Source organism: Micromonospora sp. WMMD735 (assembly GCF_049178995.1).
In the GTDB taxonomy this organism is placed as follows: Bacteria; Actinomycetota; Actinomycetes; order Mycobacteriales; family Micromonosporaceae; genus Micromonospora; species Micromonospora wenchangensis.
The window spans coordinates 1834873-1851375 of the sequence record NZ_JBMHMJ010000002.1 but is presented as its reverse complement, the minus strand read 5'-3'; the positions used below and the strand labels follow the sequence as shown (position 1 = coordinate 1851375).

Annotated in this window: 14 protein-coding genes; 11 read left to right on the top strand and 3 right to left on the bottom strand. The window is 72.0% G+C overall.

The annotated features are described in order from the left end of the window. Nucleotides 1–192: 192 nt before the first annotated feature. The 9 genes from ACN268_RS08185 (at nt 193) to ACN268_RS08145 (ending at nt 11547) form a co-directional block, all read left to right on the top strand. Nucleotides 193–2577 (top strand): glycoside hydrolase family 3 N-terminal domain-containing protein, encoded by a 2385-nt coding sequence (locus ACN268_RS08185; protein WP_421482530.1) that lies wholly within the window; start codon nt 193–195, stop codon nt 2575–2577. A gap of 10 nt (nt 2578–2587) precedes the next feature. Continuing rightward, nucleotides 2588–3556, top strand: coding sequence for an ABC transporter permease (locus ACN268_RS08180; protein WP_421482529.1), 969 nt, complete (start codon nt 2588–2590; stop codon nt 3554–3556). Further along, nucleotides 3553–4497 carry a carbohydrate ABC transporter permease gene (locus tag ACN268_RS08175; protein ID WP_421482528.1) on the top strand — a complete coding sequence of 315 codons (945 nt, stop codon included), beginning with the start codon at nt 3553–3555 and terminating at the stop codon, nt 4495–4497. Before ACN268_RS08180 ends, ACN268_RS08175 begins: the two co-directional genes overlap by 4 nt. Before the next feature lie 82 nt (nt 4498–4579). Continuing rightward, on the top strand, nt 4580–6193 hold the full coding sequence (locus ACN268_RS08170) for an extracellular solute-binding protein (RefSeq protein WP_421482527.1): 1614 nt from the start codon (nt 4580–4582) through the stop codon (nt 6191–6193). A 79-nt stretch (nt 6194–6272) separates the two neighbouring features. Continuing rightward, entirely contained in the window at nt 6273–7829 is a 1557-nt protein-coding gene (locus ACN268_RS08165) for a GH39 family glycosyl hydrolase (RefSeq protein ID WP_421482526.1), read from the top strand. Then, nucleotides 7826–8509, top strand: coding sequence for a hypothetical protein (locus ACN268_RS08160; protein ID WP_421482525.1), 684 nt, complete (start codon nt 7826–7828; stop codon nt 8507–8509). The genes ACN268_RS08165 and ACN268_RS08160 overlap by 4 nt, the downstream gene beginning before the upstream one ends. After that, complete coding sequence (locus ACN268_RS08155; protein ID WP_421482524.1) at nt 8506–10617, top strand: alpha-glucuronidase; 2112 nt, start codon at nt 8506–8508, stop codon at nt 10615–10617. Before ACN268_RS08160 ends, ACN268_RS08155 begins: the two co-directional genes overlap by 4 nt. Nucleotides 10618–10682: 65 nt before the next feature. Further along, a complete protein-coding gene (locus ACN268_RS08150) occupies nt 10683–11126 on the top strand; it encodes a helix-turn-helix transcriptional regulator (RefSeq protein ID WP_421482523.1) in 444 nt (147 codons plus the stop codon). Between the two features lie 10 nt (nt 11127–11136). Beyond that, nucleotides 11137–11547 (top strand): VOC family protein, encoded by a 411-nt coding sequence (locus ACN268_RS08145; RefSeq protein WP_421482522.1) that lies wholly within the window; start codon nt 11137–11139, stop codon nt 11545–11547. Nucleotides 11548–11575: 28 nt separating this feature from the next. Here the strand turns inward: ACN268_RS08145 and ACN268_RS08140 are convergent, their stop codons facing one another. The 3 genes from ACN268_RS08140 to manD form a co-directional block, all read right to left on the bottom strand. Next, complete coding sequence (locus ACN268_RS08140) at nt 11576–11872, bottom strand: hypothetical protein (RefSeq protein WP_421482521.1); 297 nt, start codon at nt 11870–11872, stop codon at nt 11576–11578. A gap of 146 nt (nt 11873–12018) precedes the next feature. Further along, nucleotides 12019–12387, bottom strand: a complete 369-nt coding sequence (locus ACN268_RS08135; protein ID WP_421482520.1) for a hypothetical protein — start codon at nt 12385–12387, stop codon at nt 12019–12021. An 89-nt stretch (nt 12388–12476) separates the two neighbouring features. Beyond that, nucleotides 12477–13685, bottom strand: a complete 1209-nt coding sequence (manD, locus tag ACN268_RS08130) for a D-mannonate dehydratase ManD (RefSeq protein WP_421482519.1) — start codon at nt 13683–13685, stop codon at nt 12477–12479. A 383-nt stretch (nt 13686–14068) separates the two neighbouring features. Between manD and araB the strand changes: the two genes are divergently transcribed. Together araB and ACN268_RS08120 are read left to right on the top strand one after the other, a co-directional pair. Continuing rightward, the gene (gene araB, locus ACN268_RS08125; RefSeq protein WP_421482518.1) at nt 14069–15766 is read left to right on the top strand and encodes a ribulokinase; all 1698 of its coding nucleotides are present in this window, start codon (nt 14069–14071) and stop codon (nt 15764–15766) included. After that, nucleotides 15763–16440, top strand: coding sequence for an L-ribulose-5-phosphate 4-epimerase (locus tag ACN268_RS08120; RefSeq protein ID WP_421482517.1), 678 nt, complete (start codon nt 15763–15765; stop codon nt 16438–16440). The genes araB and ACN268_RS08120 overlap by 4 nt, the downstream gene beginning before the upstream one ends. Nucleotides 16441–16503 lie beyond the last annotated feature (63 nt).

The window sequence follows — 16503 nt, the reverse complement described above, 5'->3', positions numbered from 1 at the left end:
GGGGGTGAATGTACCTTCCGGGAAATACGCGGCCACATATCCCAATTGAGGCCCTTGACATGCGCCGGCAATGCCTCCTAAGTTGCCCGAAAAAGGTAACGCGCTGTTTACGAAATTTTCGATCCCCCCGCCGCCGCGTCGTGCCTGTCCGGCGGGCGCGGGTGGGGGAGCGTCGAAGGTGAGAGGTGTGGCATGAGAAGTCAGGTGCCCGTCGACGACGGCCCGGCACCCCGCGGAACCCAACCGTGGCGGGACCCCCGACGCTCACCCGCGCAACGGGCCGACGCACTGGTGCCGCTCATGTCGCTGGAGGAGAAGATCGCCCAACTCGTCGGCGTCTGGGTCGGCGCGGAAGCCTCCGGCGAGGGGGTCGCCCCGCACCAGGCCGACATGATCGACGGTGCGCCACCGTGGAGCACCATCATCCGGCACGGGCTCGGCCAGCTGACCCGCCCGTTCGGCACCGCACCCGTCGACCCCGTGGTCGGGGCCCGCTCGCTGGCCGCCTCCCAGGCGCAGATCGCCGCCGCGAGCCGGTTCGGCATCCCCGCCCAGGTGCACGAGGAGTGCCTCACCGGCTTCGCCGCCTGGCGGGCCACGGTCTACCCGACCCCGCTGGGCTGGGGCGCCTCCTTCGACCCGGAGCTGGTCGAGGAGATGGCCGGCCGGATCGGCCGCTCGATGCGGGCCGCCGGGGTCCACCAGGGACTCGCCCCGGTGCTCGACGTCACCCGTGACTACCGCTGGGGGCGTACCGAGGAGACCATCGGGGAGGACCCGTACCTGGTCGGGACCACCGGGGCGGCGTACGTGCGGGGCCTGGAACGCGCCGGCATCGTCGCCACCCTCAAACACTTCGCCGGCTACTCCGCCTCCCGGGGCGGGCGCAACCTCGCCCCGGTCTCGATGGGTCCCCGGGAACTGGCCGACGTCATCCTGCCGCCGTTCGAGATGGCCCTGCGCCTCGGCGGGGCCCGCTCCGTGATGAACTCGTACGCCGAGATCGACGGCCTGCCCGCCGCGGCCGACGAGGGGCTGCTGACCGGGCTGCTGCGCGACGAGTGGGGCTTCACCGGCACCGTCGTCGCCGACTACTTCGCGGTGCGCTTCCTGCAGACCCTGCACGGGGTGGCCGCCGACGCCGCCGACGCCGCCCGGCTCGCCCTGCGCGCCGGCATCGACGTGGAACTGCCCACCGTGGACGCGTTCGGCGAACCGCTGGTGGCGGCCGTGCGGGCCGGCGCGGTCGACGAGGCGCTGATCGACCGGGCGCTGCGCCGGGTGCTGATCCAGAAGATCGAACTCGGGCTGCTCGACGAGGACTGGCAGGAACTGCCCGAGGACGCGGCGAACCTGCGGCTCGACGACGAGACCAGCCGGGACGTCGCCCTGCGGCTGGCCCGCGAGTCGGTGGTGCTGCTGCGCAACGACGGCGTGCTGCCGCTGGCCCCCGGCCGGCGGGTCGCCCTGGTCGGCCCCGTCGCCGACGACCCGATGGCCCTGCTCGGTTGCTACTCCTTCCCCAACCACGTCGGGGTCCGCCACCCCGAGCACGGGCTGGGTCTGGAGATCCCGTCGCTGCGCGACGAACTCACCAGGCTGGTTCCCGGCCTCGTGCACGAGCCGGGCTGCGCGATCACCGGCGACGACACCTCGGGCATCGCGGCGGCGGTCACCGCCGCGGCGCAGGCCGACGTCTGCGTGCTCGCCGTCGGTGACCGCGCCGGCATGTTCGGCCGGGGCACCTCCGGCGAGGGCTGCGACGCGCCCGACCTGCGACTGCCCGGCGTCCAGGCCGACCTGGTCCGGGCCGTGCTCGACACCGGTACCCCGGTGGTGCTGGTGCTGATGACCGGCCGGCCCTACGCCCTCGGCCCCGACCACGAGCGCGCCGCGGCCGTCGTCCAGGCGTTCTTCCTCGGCCAGCGCGGCGGGCAGGCGCTCGCCGAGGTGCTCACCGGCGCGGTGAACCCGTCCGGCCGGCTGCCGGTCAGCGTTCCGCGCGACGCCGGGGGCCTGCCCGGCACCTACCTGACCCCGCCGCTGGGCCGCCGCTCCGAGGTGTCCTCGATCGACCCCACCCCGGCGTACCCGTTCGGCCACGGGCTGGGCTACACCACCTTCGCGTGGACCGACCCGGTGGTGCCGGGCGCCGGGGGGACCGGCGGGCCGCCGGCCTGGCCGGTCGACGGGGAGACGACGGTACGGATCACCGTGCGCAACACCGGCGACCGACCCGGCACCGAGGTGGTCCAGCTCTACCTGCACGACCCGGTCGCCCAGACCACCCGTCCCGTGGTCCGGCTGATCGGCTACGCCCGGGTGCCGCTCGACCCCGGCACGGCGGCGCAGGTCAGCTTCACCGTGCCCGCCGACGTCGCCTCGTTCACCGGGCGCGACGGTCGGCGCATCGTCGAACCCGGCGACGTCGAACTGCGCTTCGGCCGCTCCAGCGGCGACACCGCGGCGACCCTGCCGCTGCGCCTGACCGGTGCGCAACGGCAGGTCGGCGCGCGACGACACCTGCTCACGGCGGTACGCGTCGAGTCCGCCGGCACCGAGCCGCAGGCCGGATAGGAGGCCGAGGATGACATCCCAGACGCTACGGCCGCCGCCACCGGCCGCGGCGACGCCCGCCCCGGTCCGGCGTCGCCGCAACCCCTGGCGGCGGGCCCTGCGCCGGGACTGGCAGCTCTACTCGCTGGCCATCCTGCCGCTGCTGTTCTTCCTGGTCTTCCGGTACCTGCCGATGATCGGCAACGTGATCGCGTTCCGCCGGTTCAGCCCCGGCGGCAGCGTGTTCGGCGAGTACTGGGTGGGCCTGCGGTACTTCCGGCTGTTCCTGGCCGACCCGACCTTCTGGCAGGTGTTCACCAACACCCTGGTGCTGGGCACGCTGACCCTGCTGTTCTGCTTCCCGCTGCCGATCGTGCTGGCGCTGCTGCTCAACGAGGTCCGGGCCCGCAGGCTCAAGCGGTTCGTCCAGTCGGTGTCCTACCTGCCGCACTTCCTGTCCATCGTGATCGTGGCGGCGATGGTGATGCAGCTGCTGTCGATGGACGGCTCGGTCAACCAGCTGGTCCGGGCGCTCGGCGGGGACGGCGTGCCGTTCCTGCAGCAACCGGGATGGTTCCGCGCCGTCTACGTCTCCTCGGAGGTCTGGCAGACCGTCGGCTGGGGGACGATCCTCTATCTGGCGGCGCTCACCACCATCGACGAGAACCTGTACGAGGCGGCCCGCATCGACGGGGCCAACCGCTGGCGGCAGACCTGGCACGTCACGCTGCCCGGGATCCGGCCGACGATGGTGACGCTGCTGATCCTCAACATCGGCACCTTCATGGCCGTCGGGTTCGAGAAGATCCTGCTGCTGTACAACCCGCTGACCTACCCGACCGCCGACGTGATCTCCACGTACCTGTTCCGGCTGGGCTTCGAGTCCAGCAACTTCAGCTACGCCGCCGCGATCGGCCTGTTCGAGGCGGTGATCGGGTTGATCCTGGTGCTGAGCGCCAACACCATCTCCCGCCGTACGGTGGGGACGAGCCTGTGGTGACCGTGGCACCCGGCACGGCCGGCCCGAAGACCCCGGCGGCCCGCCCCGTGTCCCGCCGCCGCCGGGGCATCCGCCCGACCCGCGGCTACCGGGTCTTCCAGGCGGTCAACGCCGTGGTGCTGACCCTCGTGGTGGTCGTGACGCTCTACCCGTTCGTCAACATCGTGGCCCGGTCGCTCAGCGACGAGGCGCCGATCATCGCCGGCAAGGTCAACCTCGTCCCGCAGGGCTTCAACCTCACCGCCTACCGGCTGGTGATGTCCGACCCGATGTTCTGGACGAACTACCGCAACACCGTGGTCTACACCGTCGTCGCCACCGCGATCTCGATCGTGCTGACCACCTGCTACGCGTACGTGTTGTCCAAGCACCAGCTCAAGGGGCGGGGGGTGCTCGTCGGGATCGCCGTGTTCACCATGTTCTTCTCCGGCGGGCTGATCCCCAACTACGTGCTCATCACCAGCCTGGGCATGAAGAACAGCATCTGGGCGGTGGTCCTGCCCAACGCGATCAACGTGTTCAACCTGCTGGTGATGAAGGCGTTCTTCGAGAGCCTGCCGGTGGAGTTGGAGGAGGCCGCCGCCGTCGACGGGCTGAGCACGTACGGCACGCTGCTGCGGATCGTGCTGCCGCTGTCCAAGGCGATCATCGCCACGATGGTGCTGTTCTACGCGGTGTCCTTCTGGAACTCCTGGTTCACCGCGTTCCTCTACCTGGATCAGCAGGACCTGCTCCCGGTCACGGTCTACCTGCGCAACCTCATCGCCGGAGCGACCGGGGCGCAGTCCGCCGGCGGCGTCGCCGAGTCCGACGCGGTGCAGGCGGCGGCCACCATCCAGGCCGTGACCATCGTGCTCACCACCCTGCCGATCCTCGCGGTCTACCCCTTCATCCAGCGGTTCTTCGTGTCCGGCGTGATGCTCGGCGCGGTCAAGGGGTAGCCCGGCCGACCGCTGCACCCACTGCACCCCACACCCCACCTGATCGAAAGGACGAGCCATGTTCCACAGGACGTGGCGCCGCGTGGCGATAGCCACTGCCGGGCTGCTCACCCTCACCCTCGTCGGGGCCTGCTCCGACGACGCCCCGGACGCCAAGGACCTCGACGGCAACCGGGCCGGCGCGATGGCCGACTACGGGGTCGACAAGCAGTTCAAGGCCACCGAGCCGCTCTCCTTCCCCATCCTCTACAACAACCACCCCAACTACCCGCTCAAGGACGACTGGCTGTTCTGGTCGGAGCTGACCAAGCGGACCAACGTCAAGCTCGCCCCGGTGGCCGTGCCGCTGAGCGACTACGAGCAGAAGCGCAGCCTGCTCATCGGCGCGGGCGACGCCCCGCTGATCATCCCGAAGACCTACCACCCGTCGGAGAACGCCTTCGTCTCCTCGGGCGCGATCCTGCCGGTGAGCGACTACCTGGACCTGATGCCCAACCTCAAGGACAAGATCGCCAAGTGGAACCTCCAACCGGAGTTCGACACGCTGCGACAGTCCGACGGCAAGTTCTACCTGCTCCCCGGCCTGCACGAGAAGCCGTGGGCGGAGTACTCGATCGCGGTGCGCACCGACATCCTCCAGCAGCTCAACCTCCCGATCCCCAAGACCTGGGACGAGCTGTACACCGTGCTCAAGGCGATGAAGGCGCGCTACCCCGACTCGTACCCGTACTCGGACCGGTGGAGCAAGCCGAACCCGGGCGGGGAACTGCTGAGCATCGTCGGCGCCGCGCACGGCCTGCGGACCGGGTGGAGCTGGAACCCCGCCACCTGGGACCCGGCGGCGAAGAAGTTCGTCTACACCGGTGCCACCGAGCAGTACAAGCAGGTCATCGTCTACCTCAACAAGCTGGTGGCGGAGAAGCTGCTCGACCCGGAGAGCTTCACCCAGACCGATGAGCAGGCCCGGCAGAAGCTCGCCAACGGCAAGTCCTTCGTCATCGGCAGCAACGCCCAGACCCTGGTCAACGACTACCGCCCCGACCTGGCCAAGACCCTGCCGAACGCCAAGCTGACGAAGATCCCGCTGCTGGTCGGCCCGGCCGGCGAGATCAACCCGGCCAGCCGGCTGGAGAACGGCGTCATGATCTCCAAGAAGGCCCGGGACAGCAAGAACTTCGTGGCGATGATGCAGTTCATCGACTGGCTGTACTACTCCGACGCCGGCCAGGAGTTCGCCAAGTGGGGCGTCGAGGGCACCACCTTCACCAAGGACGCCGCCGGCAAGTACACCCTCAACCCCGACGTCGACATGATCGGGCTCAACCCCAAGGGCAGCAAGCACCTGCAGAAGGACTTCGGCTTCGGCAACGGGGTGTTCTCCTACGGCGGCAAGCTCGACCTGGTGCAGTCGTTCTTCTCCCCGGAGGAGATGGAGTTCCAGAAGGTGATGAACGCCCGCACGCCGCTGCCGGTGGACCCGCCGGCCCCGCTCACCGACTCCGAGCGGGAGCAGGCGTCGCTGTGGGAGACCCCGCTGAAGGACCACGTCATCCAGAACACGCTGAAGTTCATCCTCGGCCAGCGGCCCCTCACCGAGTGGGACGCCTACCTCGGCGAGCTGAAGGCCAAGAACGCCGACCAGTACATCGGCCTGGTCAACAAGGCGCACGAGCGGTTCGAGAAGGACAACGGCTGACCGACCCGGCCCGGCCGGAACCCGAGACGGGTTCCGGCCGGGCCGGGCACCGGACCGGCGAGCACCGGAGGACACCACGATGCGGATCACCGTTCCCGCCCGACCCGTGGGGCGGCTCACCGACGCCTGGCGGCGGTGTGTCGGCACGGGACGCTTCGAGTTGGCCCTGCGCCGCGACTACCAGGACTCGCTGGCCCTCATCCAGCAGGACATCGGGTTCCGGCACATCCGGGGGCACGGCCTGCTCAGTGACGGCGTGGGCGTCCACCGCCCCTACCACAACGGCGGCGAACGCCGGGTGCACCACTCCTTCACGTACGTCGACCAGGTCGTCGACGCCTACCTCGCCCTCGGCATCCGGCCGTTCGTGGAGCTGGGCTTCATGCCCGAGGGGCTGGCCTCCGGTGAGCAGACGGTGTTCTGGTGGCAGGGCAACGTCACCCCGCCCCGCTGCTTCAGGGAGTGGGGCGACCTGGTCCGCGCCACGGTGGCCCACCTGGTCGACCGGTACGGCCTCGACGAGGTGCGCGGCTGGCCGATCGAGGTGTGGAACGAGCCGAACCTGCCCGACTTCTGGCAGGACGCCGACCGGAACGCCTACCACCGCCTCTACGAGGTGACCGCGCACGCGGTCAAGGAGGTCGACGCCGGGTTGCAGGTCGGCGGACCGGCCATCTCGCCCGGCGCGGACGACTGGTGGGAGCCCTTCGCCGACTTCGTCACCACGCACGACGTGCCTGTCGACTTCGTCAGCCGGCACGCCTACACCTCCGGTCCCGCCCAGCACGTGCCGTTCGGCACCCACCAGACCCTGGCCCCGGCGTCGTCGCTGCTGGAACAGTTCGCCGCCCCGCGCCGGCACCTGTACGGCACCGCGCTGGCCGACCTGCCGGTGCACATCACGGAGTTCAACTCCTCCTACCGGCCGGACAACCCGATCCACGACACGGCCTTCCACGCGGCCTACCTCGCCCCGGTGCTGGCGGCCGGCGGCGACCTGGTCGACTCCTTCTCGTACTGGACGTTCAGCGACGTGTTCGAGGAGGTGGGGGTGCCGACCGCGCTGTTCCACGGCGGGTTCGGCCTGCTCACCCACCGCCAGATCAAGAAACCCACCTACCACCTGTACGCGTTCCTGGCCCGGCTCGGCGGCGACGTGCTCGCGCGGGGCGTCGACCACCTGGTCACCCGGCACCCCGACGGCCGGGTCGCCATCCTGGCCTGGGCCCCGGTGGACGTCACCGGCCTGCACCCGGTGCCCGACCGGCACCGGCTGGCCCTGTCGGTGCCGGTGGCCCCCGCCCCGACGACGGGCGGGGAGGTCACCTCGGCCTTCCTGCTCCGCTCCTCGGTCAACGAGGACGTCGGCAACGCCTGGACGGCCTGGAGCGAGATGGGCCGCCCCCGGTCCCCCCGCCCGGGGCAGCTCGACGCCCTGCGGGAGGCCGCGGAACCGGCCCGCTCGCACCGCGCCCTGCCGATCACCGCCGGCCGGGTCGACCTCGACCTCGACCTGGCCCGGCACGAGGTCACCCTCGTCGAGTTGGCCGCGGTCCGCGACGAGACCCCGCCGTGGTGGGACGAGGCGCGGCTGCTCGGCGGCCCCCCGGCGGCCGACCGGCAGGAGCGGTCGTGAGCGCGCAGACCTGGCGGGAGGTAGGCGACGGCCCGTTGTCGCGGGCCGCCGCCGCGGTGTACACCGTGCTCGTCGTCGGTTTCCTGCTGCTCCTCACCACCCTCCCCGGGCTGGTCCCGGTGCTGCTGCTGGGCCGTGACGCCAGCAACCTGCCGCTGGTGGCGCTCTGCCTGGTCCCGGTCGGTCCGGCCGTCTCCGCCGCCCTGTACGCCCTGCACCACCAACGCCCCGACCTGACCGACCTGCGGCCCGCCGCCCGGTTCCGGCAGGGTTACCGGGCCAACGTCGCGCAGGTGCTGCGGATCTGGGTGCCGCTGCTGCTCTGGCTGACCGTCATCGCGGTCAACCTCGCCCACCTGCCCGTCGCGGGCGTGCCCACCGGTTGGGCGGTGCCGCTGCTCGCGATCGGGGGCGCGCTCACCCTGGCCGGCGGCAACGCGCTGGTGATCGCCTCGCTGTTCACCTTCCGCACCCGCGACGTCCTCCGGCTGGCGCTGTACTTCCTGGTCCGTACGCCCACCGTCACCGTCGGCACCGCCCTGCTGCTGGCCGCCGCCGGGGCGCTCACCGTGCTCGTCTCCGAGGCGCTGCCGGTGCTGCTGGCCGGGCCGTTCGTCCTGGCGTACCTGCGGGTCGCCACCCCGATGACCGACCTCGTGCGGAAGGACTTCACCCGATGACCAGCCCCGCCACCGCCCCGGCCGCCGGCACCGCCACCGGAGCGGGGGAACCGTCGCCGCACCCGGCGTGGCTGCCGCCGGAGGCGTTCCGGGCGATCGGTGCCCGTCGGGTGCTGGTGCACGGCGACGGTCCGCTCGTCGACACGGTCCACGACGAGGTGGCCCGCGCCTGCGCGCGGCACGGCGGACGGGTGCAGCGGACCGTCGCCGGGCCGGTCGACCTGGTGCTCGCCCTGCGTGAGTCGGGACCGCTGCCCGAGGTGGTGCCGCCCGCCGCGACGGCGGCCCCGGGCCCCGACGGCGGATCGCCGGGCGACGAGGGCTTCCTGCTGGCCCGCTGCGACGGCGTCACGGTCGTGCTGGCCGACGCCCCGGTCGGACTGCTGTACGGGCTGTTCCACCTGGTCCGCCTCGGCGAGGCCGCCTTCACCGGGGAGCAGCCGGCGCGGGTGCATCTGCCGGTGCTGCGCCGCCGGATGCTCGACCACTGGGACAACGTGGCGGTGCACCCGGTGATGGGGCAGGTGGAGCGGGGCTACGCCGGGGGGTCGATCTTCTGGCGGGACGGCCGGCCACGCGGCGACCGGGAGCGGCTGCGGGCGTACGGGCGGCTGCTCGCCTCGATGGGGATCAACGCGATCTCGGTGAACAACGTCAACGTCGGCCCCACCGAGGCGCTGCTGCTCACCGACCGGCTCGACGACGTGGCCGAGATCGCCGACCTGCTGCGTCCGTACGGCGTCCGGGTGCACCTGTCGGTGACCTTCGCCGCCCCCGTCGTCCTCGGCGGCCTGTCCACCGCCGACCCGCTCGACGACGGGGTGCGCGACTGGTGGGAGAGCACCACCCGCCGGGTCTACGCGCGCATCCCCGACTTCGGCGGGTACGTGGTGAAGGCCGACTCGGAGGGGCAGCCCGGCCCGTTCAGCTACGGTCGCGACCACGCCGACGGGGCGAACGTGCTGGCCGGCGCGCTCGCCCCGCACGGGGGAGTGGTGCACTGGCGGGCGTTCGTCTACGACCACCGGCAGGACTGGCGGGACCGGACGACCGACCGGGCCCGTGCCGCGTACGACCACTTCGCCCCGCTGGACGGGCGGTTCGCCGACAACGTCGTGCTCCAGGTGAAGTTCGGCCCGGTCGACTTCCAGCCCCGCGAGCCGGTCTCGCCGGTGATCGCCGCCATGCCGGCCACCCGGCTGGCGGTCGAGTTGCAGGTGACCCAGGAGTACACCGGCCAGCAGTGGCACGCCTGCTACCTCGCCCCGTGGTGGCACGAGGTGCTGGCGTTCCGGCCGTGGGGGCCGGCGGAGCGCAGCGTCGCCGACGTGCTGGCCGACGTGCCCGGCCCGGGGCCGCGCCGGGGCGGCGACCTGGTGGCCGTGGCCAACGTGGGCGACGACCCGTTCTGGTGCGGGCATCCACTGGCCCAGGCCAACCTGTACGCCTTCGGCCGGCTGGCCTGGGACCCACGGCTCGACCCGGCGGCGCTCCTCGACGAGTGGATCGACCTGACCTTCCCGGCCTCGACGGTCGGCGACCCGGCGCTGGTCCGCGAGACGCTGCACGCCGTGCTGGACGACTCGTGGCGCACCTACGAGCGGTACACCGCCCCGCTGGGCGTCGGCTTCATGGTCAACCCGGCGGGCCACTACGGGCCGGGGGTCGACGGCTACGAGTACAGCCGGTGGGGCACCTACCACTTCGCCGACCGCGACGGCGTCGGGGTGGACCGGACCTGTGCGACCGGCACCGGGTTCGCCGGCCAGTACCCGCCGCCCTGGTCGCAGGTGTACGAGTCGCTGGAGCAGTGCCCGGACGAGCTGCTGCTCTTCTTCCACCACGTGCCGTACTCCCACGTGCTGCACAGCGGCAGCACGGTCATCCAGCACATCTACGACACCCACTTCGCGGGGGTGGAGGAGGTGGTGGCGATGCGGGACCGGTGGTCCCGGCTCGCCGGGATGATCGATCCGGCGGTGCACGAGCGGGTCACCGAGCGTCTCGCCGAGCAGCTGCGCTGCGCGACCGAGTGGCGGGACCAGGTCAACACGTACTTCTTCCGCAAGTCCGGGGTGCCCGACGCCCGGGGCCGCCGCATCCACTGACCCCGCGCCCGACCCGCCCCGGGGTGGCGTCGACGTCGGCCGGCGGAACCTGGCACGATCACGGGATGACCGGCCGATCCGCCCCCGACCAGCAGCTACGTGACCTGGCCCGGCTGCGCCGGGTGCGGGACCGCATCGACCGGGAGTACGCCCGGCCGCTGGACGTCGAGGCGCTCGCCCGGGGCGTGCACATGTCGGCGGGGCACCTGAGCCGGCAGTTCCGCCGTGCCTACGGCGAGTCACCGTACTCCTATCTGATGACCAGGCGTATCGAGCGGGCGATGGCGCTGCTGCGCCGGGGCGACCTCAGCGTCACCGAGGTCTGCTTCGCGGTCGGCTGCTCGTCGCTGGGCACCTTCAGCACCCGCTTCGCCGAGCTGGTCGGTATGCCGCCGAGCAGCTACCGGGCGCTGGCGGCGCAGGGGTCGGCCCAGTTGCCGCCGTGCCTGACCAGACAGGTGACCCGACCGGTCAGGAATCGAGAAGCACCCGCCCCGGTCATCACCTAGCGTGAGCGGCATGGATCTCACCATCGACACCTGCGTCCTGCCGCACGACGACCCGGACGCCTCGCTGGCCTTCTACCGCGACATCCTCGGCTTCGAGGTCCGCAACGACGTCGGTGGGGGGAAGATGCGCTGGATCACCGTCGGGCCGCCCGGCCAGCCCGGCACGTCGATCCTGCTGGCCCCGCCGGCGGTCGACCCGGGGGTCACCGACGAGGAACGCCGGACCATCGCCGAGATGATGGCCAAGGGCACCTACGGCTGGCTCATGCTGGCCACCCCCGACCTCGACGGCACCTTCGAGAAGGTGCAGGCCGGCGCCGCCGAGGTCGTCCAGGAGCCGATCGACCAGCCGTACGGGGTGCGCGACTGCGCCTTCCGCGACCCGGCCGGCAACCTGATCCGGGTCAAGGAGCTGCGCTGACCCCCGCCCGTCCGGTGGGGGCGGTCGGTCAGCAGTAGGTCCAGTCGCCCCACTGGTCGGTCGGTACGTTGCAGGTGCCGCCCCGGGCCCAGGTCCCGTTCGAGTAGTAGAAGTTGACGGTGACGAATCCGCGCCACCACCAGCCGTAGAGCTGACCGTAGCCGGACGAGTCGAGCGGGATCGAGGGGGAGTAGACCCAGTCGCCTGACTGGTTGTATCCCTCCAGGTAGGCGAACCCGTAGGCCGGGCCGCTGTAGTTGAACGCGATCTGCTGACCGTTGGAGCCGGCCACCGCAGGCGGGGCGGCGGCTGTCACGGCGGCCACCGTGACGGCCGTACCGACCGCGATCCTGCCGATTCTCGTCGGTATCCGCATGTTCCACCTCTTCTGGCCGGGGTGTCGACGTGGTTGGCGGCGGCCGCAGGGGCGCGGGCCGGGTCTCCTGCCGCCGGAGGGAGTGGCGGTGGCCGTCAGAAGCAGGAGGTCCAGTCCGAACCATTCTGCTCGGTCGGTACCCAGCAGGTACGGTCGTCCCGGCTGGTCCCGTCGGCGTAGTAGAAGTGCACGGTGACCCACCCCTTCCACCACCAGTCGTTCAACGCCCCGTAGCCGGTGGCACCGAGGTAGATCGACGGGGAGGTCACGTACTGCCCGTTGTTGTTGGTGCCCTCGAGGGTGGCGCGGCCCCAGGCGGGACCCCAGTCGAAGTAGACCTGTTGCCCGTTCGAGCCGGCCCGGGCCGGCGTCCCGGCGGACAGGCCGCCGGCCACACCCACACCCACCGCCACCGCGACGGTCGTGGCGAGAAGCCGCCCCGCGCCGGTCCGTGCTGTCGTCATGGCACCATCCTCACTCCACCGTGTCCATCCGTGTACGTACGGTAGACCTCGGCGGGTCGGATGCCCAGACGTCCCGGTCGTTCCCGCGGTCACCAGGGGTGGACGGTGCCGTCCTCCAGCCGGTTGACCGGCAGGTACGCCGGGGCGTACGGGTAACGGGCCGCCGCCTGCTCGTCGATGTCCACCCCGAGCCCGGGGGTCTCCGCCGGGTGCAGGTAGCCGTCGGCGTAGTGGTAGCCGTGCGGGAAGACCTCGTCGGTGGCGTCGGTGTGCCGCATGTACTCCTGCAGGCCGAAGTTGGGGATGGCCAGGTCGACGTGGAGGGCGGCGGCCATGCAGACCGGGGAGAGGTCGGTGGCCCCGTGCGAGCCGCTGCGCACGTGGTGCAGCGCGGCCAGGTCGAAGATGCGCCGCAGGTGGGTGATGCCACCGGCGTGCACCACCGTGGTGCGGATGTAGTCGACGAGCTGTTCCCGGATGAGCTGGGCGGCGTCCCAGATGGTGTTGAACACCTCGCCGACGGCGACCGGGGTGGTGGTGTGCTGCCGGATGAGCCGGAACCCCTCCGGCAACTCGGCGGGGACCGGGTCCTCCATCCAGGTCAGTGCGTACGGCTCCAGGCTCTTGCCGAGCCGGGCGGCCTCGATCGGGCTGAGCCGGTGGTGCACGTCGTGCAGCAGCCGTAGGGTGGGGCCGAACTCGTCGCGTACCCGGGCGAAGACCGTCGGGACGTGCGCCAGGTACCGCGCGGTGGACCAGGTGGCCTCGCTGGGCAGGGCCGCGTCGGCCGGCTCGTAGAACAGCTTGTCGGCGCTGACCCCGTAGGTCTTCGGCAGGCCCGGCACGCCGCACTGCACCCGGATCGCCCGGTAGCCGAGGTCCACGTAGCGGGCGACCTCGACCAGCACGTCCTCGACGGTCTCACCGTTGGCGTGCCCGTAGACGGTCACCCCGTCGCGGGACCGGCCGCCGAGCAGTTGGTAGACCGGCAGGCCGGCGACCTTGCCCTTGATGTCCCACAGCGCGGTGTCCACGGCGGCGATCGCGCTCATCGTCACCGGTCCGCGCCGCCAGTAGGCACCCTGGTAGAGGTACTGCCAGGTGTCCTCGATCCGGGCCGGGTCGCGCCCGATCAGCAGCGGCACGACGTGGTCGCGCAGGTAGGACGCGACGGCGAGTTCCCGGCCGTTGAGGGTGGCGTCCCCGACGCCGGTGACCCCCTCGTCGGTGACGATCTTCAGGGTGACGAAGTTGCGGCCCGGACAGGTCACGATGACCCGGGCGTCGACGATCCTCATACGGCCTCCTGCGGGTGGCGACGAAGGCCGTGTGGTCCGTCTCGGGCGGACGAGGGCCGTGTTCCGGCGCGCGGGCACGGCAGGTGGGCGCGACGACGCCGGTGGACCGGTCGTCGCCCGTCCGGCCCGGCTCCGGGCCCGCCGCGCGGTCGCCACGAAGTTTGGAACCGCCCGCGCGGGCGTGTCAAGGGTCGGCCCGACCGAACGGATGTGACCGCTCACCTTTTCGGCGTATGTCGGCTGTTCGATGGCTGGTCGGAGCGGTGATCGTGGATACCGTGCCGGGGCCGCTCAGGATGGTTACGGCAGTGTTACATGGATGCGCCTTGACGGATTCCATGTGAGCGCTAACACTTGCCCCCAACGATTGAACGGAGAACGGCATGGATGCAGGCGCGAAGCCGCAGGACCGGTACGTCGTCGGCGTCGACTACGGCACGCTGTCGGGTCGGGCGCTGGTGGTGCGGGTCGGCGACGGCGCCGAGCTGGGCACGGCGGTGCACGAGTACCGCCACGCGGTGATGGAGACGACGCTCGCCGCCGACGGCCAGCCCCTGCCCGCCGACTGGGCGCTGCAGGACCCGGACGACTACCGCGAGGTGCTGCGCCGGGCGGTGCCCGCCGCGCTCGCCGCGAGCGGCGTCGACCCGGCCCAGGTGGTCGCCATCGGCATCGACTTCACCGCCTGCACCGTGCTGCCCACCCTGGCCGACGGCACGCCGCTGTGCGAGCTGCCCGACCTGCGTACCCGCCCGCACGCCTGGGTGAAGCTGTGGAAGCACCACGCCGCCCAGCCGCAGGCCGACCGGATCAACGCGCTGGCCCACTCCCGGGGCGAGTCCTGGATCGGCCGCTACGGCGGCAAGATCTCCGCCGAGTGGCAGTACGCCAAGGGGCTGCAGCTGCTGGAGGAGGACCCGGAGATCTACGCCCGCGCCGAGCGCTGGATCGAGGCCGCCGACTGGATCGTCTGGCAGCTGTGCGGCGTCGAGACCCGTAACGTCTGCACCGCCGGTTACAAGGGGCTGCTCCAGGACGGCCACTACCCGTCCCCGGCGTACCTGTCCGCGCTGAACCCGGGCTTCGCCGACTTCGTCGCCAAGATCGACGGACCGCTGGCGCAGCTCGGCGCGCGGGCCGGTGGGCTCACCGCGCAGGCCGCCGCCTGGACCGGGCTGCCGGAGGGGATCGCGGTGGCCGTCGGCAACGTCGACGCCCACGTCACCGCCGCCGCCGCGCAGGCGCTGACCCCCGGCCGGCTGGTCGCCATCATGGGCACCTCCACCTGCCACGTGGTCAACGGTACCGAGCGGGCCGAGGTCGCCGGCATGTGCGGCGTGGTCGACGGCGGGATCAGCGCCGGCTCCTGGGGCTACGAGGCCGGCCAGAGCGGCGTCGGCGACATCTTCGGCTGGTACGTCAAGCACGCCGCCCCCGCCGGCTTCGACTCCCACGAGGCGCTGACCGAGGCCGCCGCGGCCCAACCCGTCGGCGCGCACGGCCTGGTCGCCCTGGACTGGTGGAACGGCAACCGCTCGCTGCTGGTCAACCACGACCTCAGCGGGGTGCTCGTCGGGCTCACCCTGGCCACCCGGCCACCGGACGTCTACCGCGCGCTGCTGGAGTCCACCGCGTTCGGCACCCGCATGATCATCGAGGCGTTCGCCGAGGCGGGCGTCCCGGTCGACGAGCTGATCGTGGCCGGCGGGCTGACCGGCAACAGCCTGCTGATGCAGATCTACGCCGACGTGACCCGGCGTCCGCTGGGCATCATCGGCTCGGCGCAGGGCCCGGCCCTGGGCTCGGCGATCCACGCGGCGGTCGCGGCCGGCGCGTACCCCGACGTGCCGACCGCCTCGGCGGCGATGGGCCGGGTCGACCGCGAGGTCTACCGGCCCGACCCGGAGCGCGCCGACGCCTACGACGCGCTCTACGCCGAGTACCGCCGGTTGCACGACCACTTCGGCCGGGGTGGCGACGACGTGCTGCTACGGCTGCGGGCGATCCGCAACGCCGCCCGCCGTCCGGCCGTCGCGCCCGCCGCCGAACCGACCACCGACCCCCTGGAGGTGCCGGCATGACCCTCGACCTCGACGCCGAGGTGGCCCGGCTGCGCGAGCAGGTGGCCACCCTGCACGGCGAGCTGGTGCGCTACAACCTGGTGGCCTGGACGGCCGGCAACGTCTCGGCCCGGGTGCCCGGCCGGGAACTGATGGTGATCAAGCCGAGCGGGGTGTCCTACGACGACCTGCGGCCCGACAACATGATCGTCTGCGACCTCGACGGGGTCGTGGTCGACGGCGACCTCTCGCCGTCCAGCGACACCGCCGCCCACGCCTACGTCTACCGGGCGATGCCCGAGGTCGGCGGCGTGGTGCACACCCACAGCGGGTACGCCACCGCCTGGGCCGCCTGCGGCGAGGCGATCCCGTGCCACCTCACCGCCCAGGCCGACGAGTTCGGCGGCGAGATCCCGGTCGGTCCGTTCGCGCTCATCGGCGGGGACGACATCGGCAAGGGCATCGTGGCGACCCTGTCCGGGCACCGCTCACCGGCGGTGCTGATGCGCAACCACGGCGTGTTCACCATCGGCCGGGACGCCCGCGCGGCGGTGAAGGCCGCCGTGATGTGCGAGGACGTGGCCCGCACCGCCCACCTGGCCCGGACGCTCGGCACCCCGGTGCCGATGGCCCAGGCCGACATCGACTCCCTCTACGACCGCTACCAGAACGTCTACGGGCAGTCGGGGCCGTAACGCCCGACCGCCCGTCCTCGCCACCGGCCCGCCCCGGCGGACCGGTCGATCCACCGCAACCCG